Origin of the sequence: Microvirga sp. Mcv34 (assembly GCF_024519725.1) — a bacterium.
Classification (GTDB): Bacteria; Pseudomonadota; Alphaproteobacteria; order Rhizobiales; family Beijerinckiaceae; genus Microvirga.
In genome coordinates this window covers 65,330-82,825 of the sequence record NZ_JALJRK010000001.1, presented here as the reverse complement: position 1 = coordinate 82,825, position 17,496 = coordinate 65,330, and the positions used below count along the sequence as shown (strand labels likewise).

At 66.9% G+C, this 17,496-nt stretch carries 19 protein-coding genes and 1 riboswitch; of the genes, 14 read left to right on the top strand and 5 right to left on the bottom strand.

The window, feature by feature from the left end; translation table 11 throughout:
- Window positions 1–5: 5 nt before the first annotated feature.
- A complete protein-coding gene (locus tag OC446_RS00415) occupies window positions 6–440 on the bottom strand; it encodes a hypothetical protein (protein ID WP_262027063.1) in 435 nt (144 codons plus the stop codon).
- Between the two features lie 538 nt (window positions 441–978).
- Between OC446_RS00415 and OC446_RS00410 the strand changes: the two genes are divergently transcribed.
- The 5 genes from OC446_RS00410 (at window position 979) to OC446_RS00390 (ending at window position 4,337) form a co-directional block, all read left to right on the top strand.
- Window positions 979–1,875: a hypothetical protein gene (locus tag OC446_RS00410; protein WP_262027062.1), complete on the top strand. Its 897-nt coding sequence runs from the start codon at window positions 979–981 to the stop codon at window positions 1,873–1,875.
- A gap of 89 nt (window positions 1,876–1,964) precedes the next feature.
- Window positions 1,965–2,228 (top strand): hypothetical protein, encoded by a 264-nt coding sequence (locus OC446_RS00405; RefSeq protein ID WP_262027061.1) that lies wholly within the window; start codon window positions 1,965–1,967, stop codon window positions 2,226–2,228.
- A gap of 87 nt (window positions 2,229–2,315) precedes the next feature.
- Window positions 2,316–3,311, top strand: a complete 996-nt coding sequence (locus OC446_RS00400; protein WP_262027060.1) for an HAD family hydrolase — start codon at window positions 2,316–2,318, stop codon at window positions 3,309–3,311.
- A gap of 102 nt (window positions 3,312–3,413) precedes the next feature.
- Window positions 3,414–4,139 carry a Crp/Fnr family transcriptional regulator gene (locus OC446_RS00395; RefSeq protein WP_262027059.1) on the top strand — a complete coding sequence of 242 codons (726 nt, stop codon included), beginning with the start codon at window positions 3,414–3,416 and terminating at the stop codon, window positions 4,137–4,139.
- 66 nt (window positions 4,140–4,205) lie between these two features.
- Entirely contained in the window at window positions 4,206–4,337 is a 132-nt protein-coding gene (locus OC446_RS00390) for a hypothetical protein (protein WP_262027058.1), read from the top strand.
- A 33-nt stretch (window positions 4,338–4,370) separates the two neighbouring features.
- On the opposite strand, the gene OC446_RS00385 is transcribed toward OC446_RS00390, so the two are convergent.
- A complete protein-coding gene (locus OC446_RS00385) occupies window positions 4,371–4,601 on the bottom strand; it encodes a DUF6894 family protein (protein ID WP_262027057.1) in 231 nt (76 codons plus the stop codon).
- A 173-nt stretch (window positions 4,602–4,774) separates the two neighbouring features.
- Here OC446_RS00385 and OC446_RS00380 point away from each other — a divergent pair, with 173 nt between their 5' ends.
- Complete coding sequence (locus OC446_RS00380) at window positions 4,775–5,029, top strand: hypothetical protein (protein ID WP_262027056.1); 255 nt, start codon at window positions 4,775–4,777, stop codon at window positions 5,027–5,029.
- A gap of 225 nt (window positions 5,030–5,254) precedes the next feature.
- Here the strand turns inward: OC446_RS00380 and cobD are convergent, their stop codons facing one another.
- Window positions 5,255–6,259: a threonine-phosphate decarboxylase CobD gene (gene cobD, locus OC446_RS00375; RefSeq protein WP_262027055.1), complete on the bottom strand. Its 1,005-nt coding sequence runs from the start codon at window positions 6,257–6,259 to the stop codon at window positions 5,255–5,257.
- A gap of 11 nt (window positions 6,260–6,270) precedes the next feature.
- On the opposite strand from cobD, the gene cbiB reads away from it, so the two are divergent.
- Window positions 6,271–7,257, top strand: a complete 987-nt coding sequence (gene cbiB / locus OC446_RS00370) for an adenosylcobinamide-phosphate synthase CbiB (RefSeq protein WP_262027054.1) — start codon at window positions 6,271–6,273, stop codon at window positions 7,255–7,257.
- Here the strand turns inward: cbiB and OC446_RS00365 are convergent.
- A complete protein-coding gene (locus tag OC446_RS00365; protein WP_262027243.1) occupies window positions 7,244–8,689 on the bottom strand; it encodes a cobyric acid synthase in 1,446 nt (481 codons plus the stop codon). The genes cbiB and OC446_RS00365 overlap by 14 nt on opposite strands.
- Before the next feature lie 11 nt (window positions 8,690–8,700).
- Window positions 8,701–9,306 (bottom strand): cob(I)yrinic acid a,c-diamide adenosyltransferase, encoded by a 606-nt coding sequence (gene cobO, locus OC446_RS00360; protein ID WP_262027053.1) that lies wholly within the window; start codon window positions 9,304–9,306, stop codon window positions 8,701–8,703.
- A gap of 104 nt (window positions 9,307–9,410) precedes the next feature.
- Window positions 9,411–9,601: riboswitch (cobalamin riboswitch) on the top strand.
- A gap of 30 nt (window positions 9,602–9,631) precedes the next feature.
- Between cobO and OC446_RS00355 the strand changes: the two genes are divergently transcribed.
- From OC446_RS00355 to OC446_RS00325, 7 genes are read left to right on the top strand one after another with little or no spacing between them, the layout of a single operon-like run.
- The gene (locus OC446_RS00355; RefSeq protein WP_262027052.1) at window positions 9,632–9,808 is read left to right on the top strand and encodes a CbtB domain-containing protein; all 177 of its coding nucleotides are present in this window, start codon (window positions 9,632–9,634) and stop codon (window positions 9,806–9,808) included.
- A 12-nt stretch (window positions 9,809–9,820) separates the two neighbouring features.
- Window positions 9,821–10,597 carry a CbtA family protein gene (locus tag OC446_RS00350; protein WP_262027051.1) on the top strand — a complete coding sequence of 259 codons (777 nt, stop codon included), beginning with the start codon at window positions 9,821–9,823 and terminating at the stop codon, window positions 10,595–10,597.
- 3 nt (window positions 10,598–10,600) lie between these two features.
- Window positions 10,601–10,996 (top strand): DUF1636 domain-containing protein, encoded by a 396-nt coding sequence (locus OC446_RS00345; RefSeq protein WP_262027050.1) that lies wholly within the window; start codon window positions 10,601–10,603, stop codon window positions 10,994–10,996.
- A gap of 25 nt (window positions 10,997–11,021) precedes the next feature.
- Entirely contained in the window at window positions 11,022–12,059 is a 1,038-nt protein-coding gene (gene cobW / locus OC446_RS00340) for a cobalamin biosynthesis protein CobW (RefSeq protein WP_262027049.1), read from the top strand.
- Window position 12,060: 1 nt separating this feature from the next.
- The gene (gene cobN, locus OC446_RS00335; protein WP_262027048.1) at window positions 12,061–15,555 is read left to right on the top strand and encodes a cobaltochelatase subunit CobN; all 3,495 of its coding nucleotides are present in this window, start codon (window positions 12,061–12,063) and stop codon (window positions 15,553–15,555) included.
- The gene (gene cobG / locus OC446_RS00330; protein WP_262027047.1) at window positions 15,552–16,805 is read left to right on the top strand and encodes a precorrin-3B synthase; all 1,254 of its coding nucleotides are present in this window, start codon (window positions 15,552–15,554) and stop codon (window positions 16,803–16,805) included. Before cobN ends, cobG begins: the two co-directional genes overlap by 4 nt.
- A 58-nt stretch (window positions 16,806–16,863) precedes the next feature.
- On the top strand, window positions 16,864–17,493 hold the full coding sequence (locus tag OC446_RS00325; RefSeq protein ID WP_262027046.1) for a precorrin-8X methylmutase: 630 nt from the start codon (window positions 16,864–16,866) through the stop codon (window positions 17,491–17,493).
- Window positions 17,494–17,496: the final 3 nt, after the last annotated feature.

The window sequence follows — 17,496 nt, the reverse complement described above, 5'->3', positions numbered from 1 at the left end:
GACGGTCAGCGAATGCATTCCACAGGAACGCGGACATTGGAGCCGCCGATCAGCACGGTGCGGCAGGGCACGCCGTTGATGATCTGGACCTCATTCGGCATCGCATAGGGGAACAGCGCGTTGGGGCTGCCCGTCAGCGGCCGCCCGCTGACCATACGCGCACCTCCATCCTCGACGCGGATGCTCCCGGTTGTTCCCGGCTCAAAGGTCCCGGTCGGGGCCTGACCGGCGCATTCCACAGGAACGCGGACGTTGGAGCCGCCGATCAGCACGGTGCGGCAGGGCACGCCGTTGATGATTTGGACCTCATTCGGAGCCGCATAGGGGAATAGGGAACCGGGTGTGCCCTGGATGGCATTGGGCTGCGATTGCGCCTGCGCGGCCGCAATCACGGCAATGGACACAATCCCTGCGACGGACAGGATCGTCAGCGTTCTCATGGAGGCCTCCTTTCCGCAGACGACGGAAGATGCAGCATGCGACGGACGCTGCGGACGCCCCGTTGCACGATGTCGACGAATGTCGTCCGCCGAGCCCGAGGGCAGGCTCCACGGCTCGCGCGCGGCGAAGCCCACCAAGCCTGCCGTCATGCACGGCATCGCGAGACTCGGCTGAACCCGTCGATAAGGCCGCCCGGCAACGCACCGCTTCCCGACGCCCGGCCATGCCGGCCCAATCGTCAACGACAGGAGACGAGAGTTGATCGGCGCATGCGAAGATCGAGCGCCCAGCGAATACGCGGGATCGATCTTAAGCGGGTCGATCCGCTCTGCTTGATCGGTTGAGCCATTCACTTATCAGATCGGGACAGGGCCGCTTCAGCCCTGCCATCAGATGCACTCCCGCGCGGGAATACCCACAAAGGATGACCCGTCCGCATCGGCCCTCGCACCGGCGATTCCCGCCTTGACGCCGCGCATGGCCTCGGTTGCTATGACGAGGCTGGGAGACAAGAAGTCAGCAATCCAAGGGGGAACGATGCGTTACCTTCCGCAATGGTTGTCGTGTGTCCTCACGGTTCCGGCCGGGCTTCTCTTCGGCGGTGCGGGCAGCACCCTTGCCGCGGACCTCGCCCCACCGCCCGCTCCCGTGATCGAAGCCCCCGCCCTTCCCAGCTGGACCTATCGCTTCACGCCATATGGCTGGCTGACCGCGTTGAACGGCACCCAGACCATCCGCGGACGATCCGTGAAGGTCGATGCAAGCTTCGCCGACATCGTGGAGAAGTCGGACACGCTCGTGGCCCTGATGGGCGACTTCGAGGCCCGCAATGGCCCGCTCAGTCTTTTCACGGACGTGGTCTGGAGCAAGATCGGCTTCGATGGCGGCAACATCCGGAGCCGCACCCTGGCTCCGGGCGTCACGGGAACACTCGCCACGTCCCTGAGCCTCGATATCGAGATGGCCATCGTCGAGGTCGGCGCTGCCTACGAGGTGTACCGCACGGGACCGCTGGCGTTCGATGTGCTCGCCGGGGCGCGATACTGGCACCAGTCGGCGGATCTCTCGCTGGCCGTCGCAGGCGCGGTCTCGACGGCCGATCTCGACGTGGTGGGAGCCCGCGCGATCGCCCATTCGGGTTCGGTCGACTGGGTCGATCCGATGATCGGCGGTCGCATCCGCTACACCGTGGCGCCGGGGCATGAGCTCCTGCTACGCGGCGACATCGGCGGTTTCGGCCTTGGAAGCGACTTCTCCTGGCAGGCCATCGGCGCCTACGGGTTCGAGCTCGGCACTTACCAGGGCGTCACGTTCTCGGGCGTTATCGGATACCGCGCGCTCTACGTGGATTATGTCCAGGGCGAGGGCCGGCAGCGGTACCAGTTCGACATGCTCCAGCACGGGCCGGTGCTCGGCATCAGCGCGCGGTTCTGACCGCCGTCGTATCCTGTCCCCTTCTGTCAAGCAACGCCGTTCGAGCGGTGGCAATCTCTCCTGGAATCATCTGAGACCAGGAGAGATTGATGCGGCGTCTCATTTTACCCCTTGCACTCGCCGGCCTCGCCGCAGCGTCGCCGGTTTCGGCTCAGGGGCAAAAGCCCCGCCAGCCGCCGGTGCGCAACGGCGAAGTGGTGATCCCATCGGACAAGGCCCTCGAGCGGGATGCAACGACGCAGCCGCGCAACGACTTTTCGACGAACGACACGACGGCAACCCGGCAGATGAATCGCCAGAACCAGCGGATCGACAAGCTGCTCAAGAAGGGCATCTGCACCGATTGCCGCTGACGGCATGCGGGCGCCGGTGATCCTGGATGAGCGACAGTCCCTTGGGGCCATTCCGTTGTGCTCAGGCCATGGGAGAAGGAGGCAACTATGTCGCTTCGACTGTTCCGGCTCGGGTTTATCACATTGTTTGCGGCCTGGATAACCGCCGCCGTCGCGCAGACCGATCCCCTCCCGTCCTGGAACGACGCCGCCGCGAAACAGGCGATCATCGCCTTCGTCACGGACACGACCCGAGCGGGATCATCGGACTTCATTCCGGAGCCGGAGCGGATCGCCACCTTCGACAATGACGGCACGCTCTGGATCGAGCAGCCCGTCTATGTCCAGCTCGCCTTCGCCCTCGATCGCATCAAGGCACTGGCGCCGCAGCATCCGGATTGGAAGGACTGGCAACCCTTCAAGGCCGTGCTCGAAGGAGACATGACGGCGCTCGCAGGCTCCGGTGAGCACGGGGCCGTCGAGATTCTCGCCGCGACCCATGCGGGCATGACAACGGGGGAATTCCGCCAGATCGTCAAGGAATGGCTCGCGACCGCCCGACACCCGCGGTTCGATCGTCCTTACGAGGAACTCGTGTACCAGCCCATGCTGGAGGTATTGGCTTACATGCGCGCCAACGGGTTCAAAACCTTCATCGTCTCCGGCGGCGGAGCCGAATTCATGCGCGCTTTCGCCGAGGAGCGCTACGGCATTCCGCCAGAGCAGATCGTGGGCTCGCGCATCGTCACGAAGTTCGAGCGCCGTGACGGACAGCCGACACTGTTCCGTCTGCCCCAGATCGACTTCGTCGACGATGGTCCGGGAAAACCCGTCGGCATCGACCAGCAGATCGGCCGCCGCCCCGTCGCCGCTTTCGGCAATTCCGACGGCGATCTCGAGATGCTGCAATGGACGACAGAGACGGGGAAACGGCGGCTCGGCGTCATCGTGCATCACACGGATGGGGAGCGCGAATATGCCTATGAGCGCGGCCCGATCTTCGGCGGACTCGACAAGGCGCTCGAAGCCGCGGCCCAGGACCGGTGGGTCGTAGTCGATATGAAGAGCGACTGGAAGACCGTGTTCCCGCCCGAGAAGCGCTGACGAGAGGCTTTACGCAGCAATCGCCCAGCTCAGGATCGTAAGGGACGGGTCTCGAGATGCGTGTTGTGGTAGAGTGTCTTCGTTCGAGACAGGACCTTCGCAATGGCACAGGTTCAGTTGAACAACCCGCATCGTGGCAATCGGCTTCTGGCTGCTCTGGATGACGAGGACTTCGCCTTTCTGGAGCCGCATCTGACAACGGTCGATTTCCAGCGGGGCGCAGTGGTCTACGAGGCCGGGGAGACGCTCGAATATACCTACTTTCCCCATAGCGCCGTGATCTCTCTCGTGACCGTGATGCTCGACGGGAAGTCGGCCGAGATGGCGACGTTCGGGTGCGAATCTCTCGTCGGGTTCGTCAGCGCCTTCGTCTCTCGCAACTCCTTCGGGCGCTATATCGTGCAGATCGCCGGAACCGCCTCCCGCGTCGATCTCGACCGGATGCACGACGCCTTCAGGACGAGGCCCAAGATCCAGCAGCTCATCCTGCGTTTCACCGAGGCGCTTCTGGCGCAAACCCTGCAGAGCGTCGCCTGCAACGCCACGCACAGTGTCGAGGCGCGCTGCTGCCGCTGGATCCTCAACACGCGCGACCGCTGGGCTTCCGACGAGCTGCCTCTCACGCATGAATTCCTCGCGGAAATGCTCGGCGTCCAACGCTCCACCGTCAGCGCCGTCACACGCGCCCTCCACGAGGGCGGGCTCATCAACCGGAGCCGGGGGCTCATCACCATCGCCGATCGAAGCGGCCTCGAGGCCGCCGCCTGCGAATGCTACGAGACCATCCGGCGAAAATTCTCAGAGCTTCTGCCGCCATCGATATCTTAGCTTTATGGGACAAATGGGGTTGATCTGCCGATCGGCCACCACAGGTAAGTCACCTGGATCGCCTGAGTGAGCGGTGATTTGATCAAGCGCATGCCAAATCGCACTGTCCTGCCCGACCATGTCATCGACAAGGGATTGATCGCCACGGCGCTCACCGCCGCCCTGGCGGCTTTGTTGCTGTGCTATCAGCTTCCATGATGCCCCCGAGGGCCGCTGAGAGCATCGGGAGCGTCAGCCGATCTCGGAGCACGGAATGATCAGGACCGGGCGAAGATCCTCGCCGACGATCTCGATCATGATCTCGCTGCTGTACTGCGGCAACATGCCTGCCCAGCTTTTCAGGAGCCTTTCAGCGACCTTCGCGGCCTCGATCCTGGCAGCCTGCAGGTCCGGCAACTCGATTCCGCTCGGATCCTCGTCCGTGCAGAAATGGCTTTTGACATCAATGTAATAGCGGGGCACGACGCATACCCTCGGCAACCCTGGCATTGATCTACGTTAATTGATAAGGCCGGATCCCGAAAATGCCTCTGAATCCCCGCTCACTATTCCGGACAGGTCCCAGGCTGCGAAACTTTATGTCGCCACTCTGATTATATAGACCTGCTCTTCCACCGCACCTTTCAGGAGCCTCGATGCTTTTACCCTGGATGAAACTGACAACCGACACCACAATGTTGGCCGTCGAGTCCCAGCTCGTGATCTGGACTCGCCTGTCCCAAGCGGCCATGGGCCGGGGCTCCGCCGCGGAGAACCTGCTGATGGTGACGGAGAAGGTTACGGCCTTCGCGGAAGCGGCCGCGACCCTCGCGACGGGCGGATCGGCCCACAAGGTCGTTAGAGGATATCGCCGGAAAGTGCGCGCCAATGTGAAGCGTCTGAAGCGATAAGCCTCTCTCCCGCCCCAAGCTTGACTGTAAAAGGTACGTATTTCCCACTATTTCCGACCCGGGAGCGCTCATCTATAGAACGCTCCCATTGATGCGGATCATTTCAACACAACATTCACCAAAGATATATTTCACATCTTCCGTGCCTGAGGGGGCCAGTGCACGGGTTCGAGCCGCGGTTCGATCGCAAGATCGGACGCGGCTTTTTCTTTTCTGAAGCGCAACTCAGGCTTTGAGAAAGTCCGCAAGAGCCGTCTCAAGGCGCCGCCAGGCCTCCGCCGAGCCCGGCAGCCCGAACCGCAGGAGGCGGGGATCGGACTGGAAGCGGCGGACCCAGATGCCGTGGCGTCCCAGATGGGAGAACAGCTCCGGCGTGCGGCCGCTCTCCATGAGACGGTAGAGGATCGTGCCGCCGGTCGCCCGGTCCGACAGCGGAGCCAGGAGCACATCCAGGCGGCGGGCATCCTCCGCCCTCGCCTCCCAGGCGGACTCTCGCCAGGTGCGGTCGCGCAACGCGCGTCGCCCGACCTCAAGGGCCGGGCCTGAGACGGACCAGGGGCCAAGGGCCTTCCTCAACGTCCCGGCGAAGCCGGTCGCAGTAACGGCGAAACCGAGCCGGACGCCCGCGAGCCCGTAGGTCTTGCCGAAGGAGCGCAGGACGATGGCGTTGTCCGGCAGGACTGGAACAAGCGTCTCTTTGTCGTCGAAATCCGCGAAGGCCTCGTCGACCACGAGTCGGCCGCCACGGCGGCGAAGGCGCTCCGCCTGTTCGAGCAGCGCCTCGCGCCGCAGCGTGCGGCCATCGGGATTGTTGGGGTTCACCACGACGAGGATATCCGCCTCGTCGGCCTCATCGACCGTGCCCACCTCCGCGACTGCGTGCCCAGCCCCGCGCCAGGCATGGGCATGTTCGGCATAGGTCGGCCCGAGGATGGCGACGCGCGAGCGGGGCCACAGGGCCGGCAGCAGGCTGATGAGAACCTGCGTTCCCGGCGCCCCCAAGACCATGGCGGAATCCGCGGCCCCATAGGCCTCGGCGGCCGCAGCCTCCAAGTCCCTGTGGGCGGCCGGCGAAGGCAACCGCTCGAAGAGGGAGGCTGGCAAGGGAGGCATGGGATAGGCTATGGGGTTGATCCCCGTCGACAGGTCGATCCACGGCTCCGGCGCGTCCGGAAAGAGCCGTCGGGCCTCGTCCAGGTCGCCGCCGTGCCAGATCCGTGCCTCACTCATCCGATGTCCCCATGGCCCTCTCCGATAGCCTGCTCACCTTAAGCCTCGCCCTCGCGGCCGAGGCTGCCTTCGGCTATCCGCATCGCCTTTACACGTGGATCGGCCACCCCGTCACCTGGATCGGCGGGCTGATCAAGGGCCTCGACCGGCGCTTGAACCGGGAGACCTGGTCCTTCGCCCGGCGCCGCGCCGCCGGAATCCTGGCCCTACTCGTCCTCCTGGCCGTGACGGGCCTTGCGACGGGAGCGCTGGAGCACCTGCTTCTGCCGCTCGGACTCGTGGGCCTCGCCCTGCTCGCCCTTCTCTCCGGCACCTTCATCGCCCAGCGCAGCCTGCACGAGCATGTCGCCGCGGTGTCGAAAGGCCTGCGCGAGGGCGGACTCGAGGGAGGGCGTGCGGCCGTCGCGATGATCGTCGGGCGCAATCCGCAGAGCCTGGACGAGGCGGGCGTGTCCCGCGCGGCCATCGAGAGCCTCGCCGAGAACTTCTCGGACGGGATCGTGGCGCCTGCCTTCTGGCTCGGGCTCGGCGGCCTCACCGCCGCCGCCCTCTACAAGGCCACGAACACCGCCGACAGCATGATCGGCCACCGCACGCCCCGGTACGATGCCTTCGGCTGGGCGGCGGCGCGGTTCGACGATCTCGTGAACCTGCCCGCCTCGCGGCTCACCGCGCTCCTCATCGTCGCGGCCGCCGCCCTTCGCCGGGGAGCCTCCGCGCAAGGCGCATGGCGGGCGGTCCTGCGCGACGCCCCGCATCACCGTTCGCCCAATGCTGGCTGGCCGGAAGCCGCGATGGCCGGCGCCTTGGGCTTAAGGCTGGCCGGTCCCCGCGTCTATGGCGACGTGCGCGTCGATGATCGCTGGATGGGGAACGGACGCGCAGAAGCGAATGCGGACGACATCGACCGAGCGCTCGCCCTCTACCGAACTTCGTGCCTTTTGCTGTTTGCCCTTGCGGTAGGATTGGCTCTTGCAGTGGGGCTCATCGCGCGCTGAGGGCGAGCAGCCTGTCGCAATCGAGATGCGCCTCCAGGTGATCGGCGAAGCGGTCGAGAATGTCGTCGACGAGGGCTTCGTAAGCGAGATCGCTGGTCTGCGCCCCGATCAGGCCGAGCCACCGCGCCCGCTGCCGGTCATCGGCGAAGAGGCCGTGGACATAGGTGCCGGTCACGCGGCCGTCCGCCGAGACGGCACCGTCCCGTCGCCCGTTCGCCAAACGGGCGAAAGCCCGCGAGGCCGCATCCGGCCCCGACGTCTCGCCGATATGCATCTCGTATCCGGAGAAGGGCGTCTCGTCCCCCTGCGTGGTCCCTGTGACGGCTTCGAGCCGCTTGTGCGCGGTGAGCGTGGTCGCGACGTCGAGCAGGCCTAGCCCCTCGACAAAGCGGCCCGCCTCGCCTTCGATGCCGAGCGGATCGCCGATCCGCGTTCCCAGCATCTGGTAGCCGCCGCAAAGGCCGAGAACCCGCCCTCCCCGGCGAACATGCGCCTTCAGGTCGATGTCCCAGCCCTGCGCGCGCATGAACAGGAGATCGTCGATGGTGGTCTTGGAGCCGGGCAGCAGGACGAGCGCAGCCCCCGCCGGCAGCGGACGGCCGGGCTCCACCAGCACCACCTCGACGCCCGGCTCCTCGCGCAGGGGATCGAGATCGTCGAAATTGGAGATCCAGGGCGTCACCGGAACCGCGATCACGACCGAACCCTTTCGCCCTTCGCGCCGCAATCCCAGGCCGTCCTCGGCCGGAAGGCGCGCGGCGTCGGAAAAATGCGGCACAAGGCCGAGCGCCGGCCAGCCGGTGCGCTCGGCCACGAAACGCATGCCGCTGTCGAACAGGGCCGGGTCACCCCGAAAGCGGTTGACGATGAAGCCGCGGATCATAGCCGCATCAGCCTCGTCCAGAACCGCCTTGGTGCCGACGAGGCTGGCGATCACGCCGCCCCGGTCGATGTCGCCCACGAGCACCACGGGCACCTCGGCCGCGCGGGCAAAGCCCATATTGGCGATGTCGCCCGCCCTCAGATTCACTTCGGAGGCCGAGCCCGCGCCTTCGACGAGCACGAGATCCGCCTCGCTGGAGAGTCGCCCGAAGCTGTCGAGCACCGCCGCCATGAGGCGCGGCTTCCAGGATTGGTACTCGCGCGCCCTGGCGGTGCCGACCACGCGGCCCTGCACCACCACCTGCGAGCCGATCTCGCTCTGAGGTTTCAGCAGCACGGGGTTCATGTGAACGCTCGGCGCCACGCCGGCGGCGCGGGCCTGCAGGGCCTGGGCGCGGCCGATCTCGCCGCCGTCTCCCGTGACCGCCGCGTTGTTCGACATGTTCTGCGGCTTGAAGGGCCGGACACTCAGCTCCCTTCGTGCGAAGACCCGGCACAGGCCCGCCACCAGGAGCGACTTGCCCACATTGGAACCGGTGCCCTGCACCATGAGCGCGCGCATCAGAACTCGACGCCTTCCTGCGCCTTCACGCCGGCGGCGAAATGGTGCTTCACCAGGGTCATCTCGGTTACGAGATCGGCGGCCTCGATCAGTTCTGGCTTGGCGTTGCGGCCGGTGACGACCACGTGGAGATGGGGGCGGCGCTGCCGCAAGGTCTCGACCACCTCCCCCAGGGGCAGGTATTCGTAGCGTAGCGCGATGTTGAGCTCATCGAGCACCAGGAGGCGGATATCCTCGCGCGCCATCAGCTCCTTCGCCTTGGCCCAGGCGCGTTCCGCCGCCGCCACATCGCGGGAGCGGTCCTGCGTCTCCCAGGTGAAGCCCTCGCCCATGGTGTACCACTCGACCTGGTCGGAGAACCGGTCGAGGGCGAGGCGCTCGCCGGTTTCCCAGGCGCCCTTGATGAACTGCACCACGCCCACGTGGAAGCCCCGTCCCAGCGCCCGCAGCATGAGCCCGAAGGCGGCCGTGGACTTGCCCTTGCCGGGACCCGTGTGGACGATCAGGAGCCCCTTCTCGACCGTCTTCGAGGCGACCTCCCGGTCCTGGACTTCCTTGCGCTTGATCATTTTGGCGCGGTGGCGCGCCTCTTCATCCTGGGTCATTCCGAGCCTGCCTTCCCATGAGTGGGCCGCACCATGAACAGGCCGAGGTCCGATTTCAAGGCATCTAAGGGCAATGCCCAGGCTTGAAAGATGTCCGCCGCCCCGGTAAGCATGTAACGGACGGTGCCCCGGCAACGGGGTGAAAAGGGAATGCGGTGAGACACCGCGGCTGCCCCCGCAACTGTAAGCGGCGAGCCTTCGCTCCAAATGCCACTGGGCCGAAAAGCCCGGGAAGGCGGTAGCGCAAAGCATCGACCCGCGAGCCAGGAGACCTGCCGTCATCGTGCAACCCAAATGCCGCCGGAGGGGTGGCCAAGAGGTATTCATGTCGACGCTCACCAATCAAGCTTACGCCGCCACTCCGTCTCAACGCCTCGTGGCCATTCTCATCGCAGCAACCTTCGGCCTCGCCCTTGTGTTCATTTCGGGTTTCGCTTCGCCCGAGACGATCCACAATGCGGCGCATGACTGGCGTCACTCGCATAATTTCCCCTGCCACTAACAGGGGAATCCCATGATCCTGCGGGTTCTGAAAGCGGCCTTAGTCGCTGGGTTTCTGGCTGCCTGCGTGGCTGCGACCCTCCAAACTTTCCTGACATCTCCGCTGATTCTTCAAGCCGAGACATACGAGAAGGCCGCCGCGCCGGAAGCGCATGCTGCCGGTCTCGGCGGCCTGTTGCACCTGGCCCATGTGCAACATGCTCCGTCCGACTCTGCGGACGAGAGCGCATGGGAGCCAAGCGAAGGCTTTCCCCGAATCGCATTCACGGCTCTGGCCACGTTGGTCAGCGGCGTCGGCTATGCCTTGATCCTCGCGGCCTTGATCCTTGCGGCGGGTCGCCGGTTCGACATGCAGACGACCTTGCGATGGGCCATCGGCGGCTTCCTCGCCGCCAGTCTCGCGCCTGCTGTCGGGTTGCCCCCCGAGCTTCCGGGCATGGGAGGCGCGCATCTCGCCGAGCGCCAGATCTGGTGGATCTGCACCGCCGCCGGAACGGCCCTTGGCCTGTATCTGATTACGAATGTGCGTCACCATGCGGCGATCGGCATCGGCATCCTGGCGATCGTGCTTCCGCATCTGATCGGTGCGCCTCACGCGGAGGCCGCCGCGAGTGACGTTCCGGCCGTCCTGGCCGCGCAATTCGCAGCGCGCTCGCTTGCGGTGGCGTTCGCCTTCTGGGCAACCCTTGGACTTGGCCTCGGCTGGTACTGGACGCGCCAGGAAGACCGGACGAGATCGGGATTTCTCACTCAGGCGGCTTCGGTCACGGGCGAACGCAAGGCAGTTTAGCCCATGACCTCACATCCTGAGGAGATCTGCCTGCATGTCTGCGTCACCTGCCGTCAGGCGGGTGGCCCGGACGACAAGGCGCTCCGGCCCGGTGCGATCCTCCACCGGGCCCTCATGGACGCCCTCGGCCATCCCGATGCACCGAAGGTTCGCGTCGAGGCGGTCGAGTGCCTGTCCGTATGCAAGCGACCCTGCACCATCGCGGTCTCCGGTCCGGGACGCTGGACCTATATCTACGGCGACCTGAGCGCCGAGACATCGGTCGAGACGATCCTCGACGGATTGCGCCGCTATGCGGCCACGTCCGATGGGCTCGTGCCCTGGCGCGAGCGTCCCGAAGCGTTCCGCAAGGGCGTCGTCGCCCGCATTCCCCCGTTCAAGACCAACAACGCGGCTTAACGAGAGCCGCCGAAAGGCTCGACTCATGAGCGATCTCGCAAAGATCCCCTGCACCATCGTCACCGGATTCCTCGGCGCCGGCAAAACCACCCTGGTGCGTCACCTCCTCGAGAACGCAGGCGGACGCCGCCTCGCGGTCCTTGTCAACGAGTTCGGCGATCTCGGTTTCGACGGCTCCTTCATCGAGGGCTGCGGCATCGAAGGCTGCACGCAGGAAGACATCGTCGAACTCCCCAACGGCTGCCTGTGCTGCACGGTGGCGGACGATTTCGTCCCGGCCCTGAACACCCTGCTCAACCGGACGAACCCGCCCGAGCATATCCTGATCGAGACCTCAGGCCTCGCCCTGCCGAAGCCGCTCGTGCGCGCCTTCAACTGGCCGGACATCCGCTCGCGCGTGACCGTGGACGGCGTGATCGCCGTGGTCGACGGCCCCGCCGTCGCCTCGGGCGCCTTCGCGGACGATCCAGCGGCCCTCGAAGCCCAGCGTGCGACCGACACGTCAGTCGATCACGAGAACCCGCTGGAGGAAGTGTTCGAGGACCAGCTCCTCTGCGCCGACCTCATCATCCTCAACAAGACCGACCAGATGGCAGCGGGCGACAAGGGCAAGGTCCTTGCCGAGATCAACGAGCATCTTCCGCGCGCCGTGAAGGTCGTCGAGACGTCGCACGGCAAGGTGGATCCGATGGTTCTGCTCGGCCTCGGCGCGGCCGCCGAAGCCGATCTCGAATCCCGTCCCTCGCATCACGAGACCGCCGAGGATCACGACCACGACGATTTCGACAGCGTGGCGATCCCGGTCGCGCCCGTCGCCACCCCGGAGGCCCTCGTCGCCCGCGTCGAGCGCGCGGCGGAAGCGGCCGGCGTGCTTCGGATCAAAGGCTTCGCGCCCGTCGACGGCAAGCCCATGCGCCTCGTGGTGCAGGGTGTCGGCCAGCGTGTCGCGCATCATTTCGACCGGCCGTGGAAGGCTGGCGAAGCCCGCGACGGCCGCATGGTCGTGATCGGCCTGAAGGGCTTTGACCTGAAGGCCGTCGAGGCCGCCCTGCGCCAGGGGTGACATGCACCTCCTCCCGGTCACAGCGATCTCCCTCGACGAAGGCTCGGAGGCCACGGACCTCCAGCAGCCGCCGGGGGACATCGTCGTCCTTTCCTTTGCGGACAGTGACCTCGGAGCACTGGCGGCCGCGCAGCGTCTGAAGGCGGGCGGAGCATCGCTCCGCCTCGCCTCGCTGCGCCGCCTGCGCCATCCTCTTTCCGTCGATCTCTACAGCGAGAAGACCGCATCGAAGGCGCGCTTCGTCCTGGTGCGCTGCCTCGGCGGCCTCGATTACTGGCGCTACGGCGTCGAGCACCTGTCACGGGTCTGCCGGTCCCATGGGGTGAAGCTCGCGGTCCTGCCCGGCGATGACCGCCCCGATCCACGCCTCGCCGCCTATTCCACCGTGCCGCAGGCGCTCTGCGACGCGCTGGAGGCGTATTTCCAGGCCGGCGGCATCGACAACATGCGCCGCCTTCTCGCGCGCATCGAAGTCGAGATCGGCGGGACCGAGGGTGTCGTGGAACCGCCACGCGCGGTGCCTCGCGCTTTTACATGGGCGCCAGAAGGATCTCCTGCAGACAGACATTCCAATCACAGCCCTCATCCTGAGGAGCAGCCGCCAGGCTGCGTCTCGAAGGATCTTCCAGCGCACACTGAGCCCTCCTTCGAGACGCCTGCTGCGCAGTCTCCTCAGGATGAGGGTTGTGGCGCCTTTCCCTCACCATTGTGGGGAGGAGAGTCTGACGGCAGCATCGTCGAGCCGGAAGCCATCATCTCCCGCTTCTCCGACAACCGTCCCCTCGCCTATATCCTCGTCTATCGCTCCGCCGTTCTCGCGGGTGACACGCAGGCCATCGAAACATTGGCAGCGGCCCTCGCGCGGCGCGGCATCGACTCGCTCATCCTTGCCGTATCGAGCCTGAAAGACCAGGAAGCGGTTGCCGTGGTTCGACGCGCCATCCAGGCCCGACGTCCCGACATCATCGTCACGACGACCGCCTTCTCATCCAGAGACGACGAAAGTTTCGTCCTCGACGAAGCCGATTGCCCGATTCTGCAGGCGATCCCCGTGGGCAGCCCCCGGGAGGCCTGGGAGGCCTCTCCACGCGGGCTCTCCGCCGCCGATCTCGCCATGCAGATCGCGCTTCCGGAATTCGACGGCCGCATCGCCGCCGGTCCGATCTCGTTCAAGGCCGAAGAACCGGCCGATCCGTCGCTCGCATTCTCGCGCCGGGTCCAGGCGCCGGATGCGGGCAGCATCGATGCCGTCGCGGACATGGCGGCCGCCTGGGTGCGCCTGGCCCGCACGCCGCGTCACGAGCGGCGGCTTGCGCTCGTTTTATCCGATTATCCCGCGCGCGGCGGACGCGCCGGTTTCGCGGTCGGGCTCGATACCCCGGCCAGCGCCGGCGCGATCCTCGATCATCTCGAACAGGCGGGCTATGCGGCCGGGCGAAGTTTTCCGGCCGAAGACCTCATGCGGCGTCTGACCGAAGGCGAGGCTTCGTTCGAAGTTCCGCTCTCCTGCTATCGCGCATGGCTCGACACGTTGTCGACGGAACAACGCGCCGCCATCGACGAGCGCTGGGGCAGCCCTGAGACCGATCCCGCCTATGCGGACGGCGCCTTCCGCTTCCGCGCGGTTCGCGCCGGAAGCGTTCTCGTCGCGCTGCAGCCGGACCGAGGCCACGGCCTCGACCGAAAGGGGTTTTATCACGACCCCGAATGCCCGCCGAGCCACGGCTATCTCGCCTTCTATCGCGGCCTGAGAACGCTCGAGCGCATCCACGCCCTCGTTCATCTCGGCACCCACGGCACCACCGAATGGCTGCCCGGCAAGGCGGTGGCGCTCTCCACGGCCTGCTGGCCGCGCCTCGCCATCGGCGATGTCCCGGTGATCTACCCATTCACCGTCGACGATCCCGGCGAGGCCGCGCCCGCCAAGCGCCGGATCGGCGCCGTGACGGTCGGGCATCTCACGCCGCAGACGGTAGAGGCCGGCCTGCACGGCGAGGCTGGCGCCCTGCGCGAGCTGGTGGAGGAATTCTCCTCGGCCCAGGTGCTCCATCCCGGCCGGGCGGAGCTCGTTGCGAAGGAAATTCTCGATCGCGCCCGGACGAGCGGACTCGCAGTGGCCTGCGGGGTCGAAGACGGTATGCCAATGGACGAGGCGCTGACGCGCCTCGATGCTCATCTCTGCGATCTCGGCGAGGTGACGATCCGCGACGGGCTGCACGTCTTCGGCCATGCTCCCGACGGATTTGAGCCCTGCTCCACTGGCGAACGCGACGGTTTGCTGAAGGCTCTCGACGGGCGCTTCATCGTGCCCGGCCCATCCGGCTCGCCCTCGCGCGGACAGACGAACGTGCTACCCACAGGCCGCAACCTCGCGACCCTCGACCCACGGGCGATCCCCACCCGTGCCGCAACGGAACTCGGGCATCGCGCGGCGGCGGAAGTAGTGCGCCGCCATCTGCAGGAAGAAGGCGACTGGCCGCGGCGGATCGTGATGGACTTGTGGGCCTCCCCAACGCTGCGCTCCGGCGGCGAGGACATCGCCCATGCCCTGGCCCTCATGGGCGTGCGCCCGACCTGGGATCATGCCTCGACCCGCGTGACCGGTTTCGAGATCGTGCCGCAGCCCCTCATGGACCGGCCCCGCGCCGACGTGACCCTGCGTGTCTCAGGCGCCTTCCGCGATACCTTCCCGGACCAGATCGCGCTTCTCGACCAAGCCGCCCGCGCAGTCGCGGCGCTGGAAGAGGAGGACGAATGGAACGAGCTCGCCGCCGCGAGACGGCGCGGCGAGGCGATGTCCCGCGTCTTCGGCTCCGCGCCCGGCACCTATGGGGCGGGCGTATCCACCCAGGCGCTCGACGGCGAATGGACGGCGCGGCACGACCTTGGGCGCACCTATCTCAACGGCACGTCCCATGCCTTCGGGACCGGAGGCGAGGCACGGGCCGACGAGAGCTTCCCTCAACGGGTCGAGCGGGCCGAGGCCTTCGTGCATGTGAGCGATGTGGCCGAGCGCGACATCCTGGACGGCGACTCCGCCGCCGATGCCATCGGGGGCTTCGCAGCGGCCGCCCAATCACTCGGTGCTACGCCTGCCGTCTACAGCCTCGACACGAGCCGCCCGCAGCAGCCGAGGGCCCGCACCCTGCGCGAGGACATGGACCGCCTCGTGCGCGGCCGCCTGACGAACCCGCGCTGGATATCTGGTCAATTGCGCCACGGCTGGCGGGGCGCGGCCGAAATCGCGCAAGGCATCGATGCGCTCTTCGCCTTCGCGGCAACCACAGATGCCGTTACTTCAGATACCCTCGATCTCGTGTTCGCGGCCCTCCTCGCGGACGAGCCGACCTGGACGCGGATCGAAGCCGCCAATCCGCCCGCCGCGCAGGCCATCCGCGACCGCCTCGCCGATGCGCGCCATCGCGGCCTGTGGGCGAGCCGCCTCAATTCCGTTGCAGCCTTCTTCGACGATGGGCGCCAGGAGGCGGCCGAATGAACGCGCAGCCGAACAGCGAACGCCGCCGCGGATGGTGCCCCGGCGTGCGCCGTCCCATGGCGACCGGCGACGGGCTCCTCGTGCGTCTGCATCCGCTCAGTGGCAGGCTCAGCGCCGATCAGGCCCGCGTCATCGCGGAAGCCGCCCGCCAGCATGGCAACGGCCATCTCGACATCACCGCCCGCGGCAACCTGCAGATCCGGGGCGTGAGCGAAGAGACCTATCCCGCCCTGCTCGCCCTGCTCGAACGTGAAGGCCTCGTCGAACCCGAGGGCGGCGGCCCGAACCGCCTCACCGCCGTATCACCGCTCGCCGGTCTCGATCCCCTGGACCAGGGCGATCCTCTCGCCCTGGCGCGAGCCATCGAGGAGAATGCCTGGCACCTCGATGGGCTGCCGGCGAAATTCTTCGTCGCCGTCGATGGCGGCGGATCCATGCCGCTCGATGCTATGGGGGCCGATCTTCATCTCGTGGCGAGAGGTGATGCCGTCGCCTTCGGGCGCGCCACCACCGAGGGCTTGCAATGGATCGGCTCCTCCGACCCGGCCCGCGCTCCCGAGGCCGCCCTCTCCATCCTGGCGGGCTTCGCGGCCCTGCGCCTCTCGGGCGGGACCGGGGCGCGCCGGCTGCGCGATCTCGAGCCTGACCTTGCCGACGAACTCGCCGCCCCGGCGGCCCTCGCCCCCGTCACGCCGCCCCAAAACCGCCCCGCCGCGCCTCGCGCGGGCCGGTTTGCCACCGCTGGCAAGGAGGCCATCCTTCTCGCCCTGCCCTTCGGCCGCTGCCGGAGCGCGCAACTGGTCGAAGCCGCCGCATGGAGCGAACGCTTCGGCTGCGGCGAGATCCGCCTGTCCTTCACCCGTGGCCTTCTGCTCCCCGGCATTGCGGAAGAACAATTGCCCCTGCTGATGGAGCAGGCCGCCGGTGCCGGCTTCATCACCGAGGCCGATGATCCCCGCCTGGCGCTGATCGCCTGCCCGGGCAAGCCTGATTGCGCGAGCGGCTTGACGCCTGCCCCTGCGGACGCCCTGCGGATCGCCGAAACCTGCGGCGATAGCCTCGCTCAGGGGATGTTCGTTCATGTCTCAGGCTGCCCGAAAGGCTGCGCCCATCCGGGAAAGGCCGATCTGACCCTGGTGGGACGCGCCGATGGCGGCTATGACGTCGTGCCCCACGGCTCCACCCGCGATGTTACCTCTCTTGCTCTCTCCCTCGACAAGATTATGCTCTCTCCCTCGACAAGATTATGACCCGTTTTTTGCCGAAGACGTCCGACGTTTCGAACCCCGCCTTCCCGGAGCGCACCCGATGAACCAGCGCGCCTATATCCGCGAGGGCGCGGAGATCTATCGCCGCTCCTTCGCGATCATCCGATCCGAGGCCGACCTGACGCGGTTTTCCGGCACGGCGGAGCGGGTGGTCGTGCGCATGATCCACGCCTGCGGCATGACGGACCTGCAGAAGGATGTCGATCTCTCGCCGGACTTCGCCGAGGCGGCGGAAGCGGCCCTCAAACGCGGCGCGCCGATCCTGTGCGACGCCAAGATGGTGGCGAACGGCATCACCCGGGCTCGGCTGCCCGCGAACAACGAGGTGATCTGCACCCTCGACGATCCGCGCGTCCCAGCGCTGGCTGCCGACCTCGGCAACACCCGCTCGGCCGCCGCCATGGAGCTGTGGCGCGAGCGCATGGGCGGCGGCCTCGTGGTGTTCGGCAATGCGCCGACGGCCCTGTTCCACCTGCTCGAGATGCTCGATGCCGGCGCGCCAAAGCCGGCGGCCGTCATCGGCATTCCGGTCGGTTTCATCGGCGCGGCGGAATCGAAGGAAGCCCTCGCCCGCGACGGCCGCGTGCCGTACCTCGTTGTCCATGGGCGTCGCGGCGGCAGCGCCATGGCGGCCGCTGCGGTCAATGCGCTCGCGAACCCGGTCGAGTGAGCC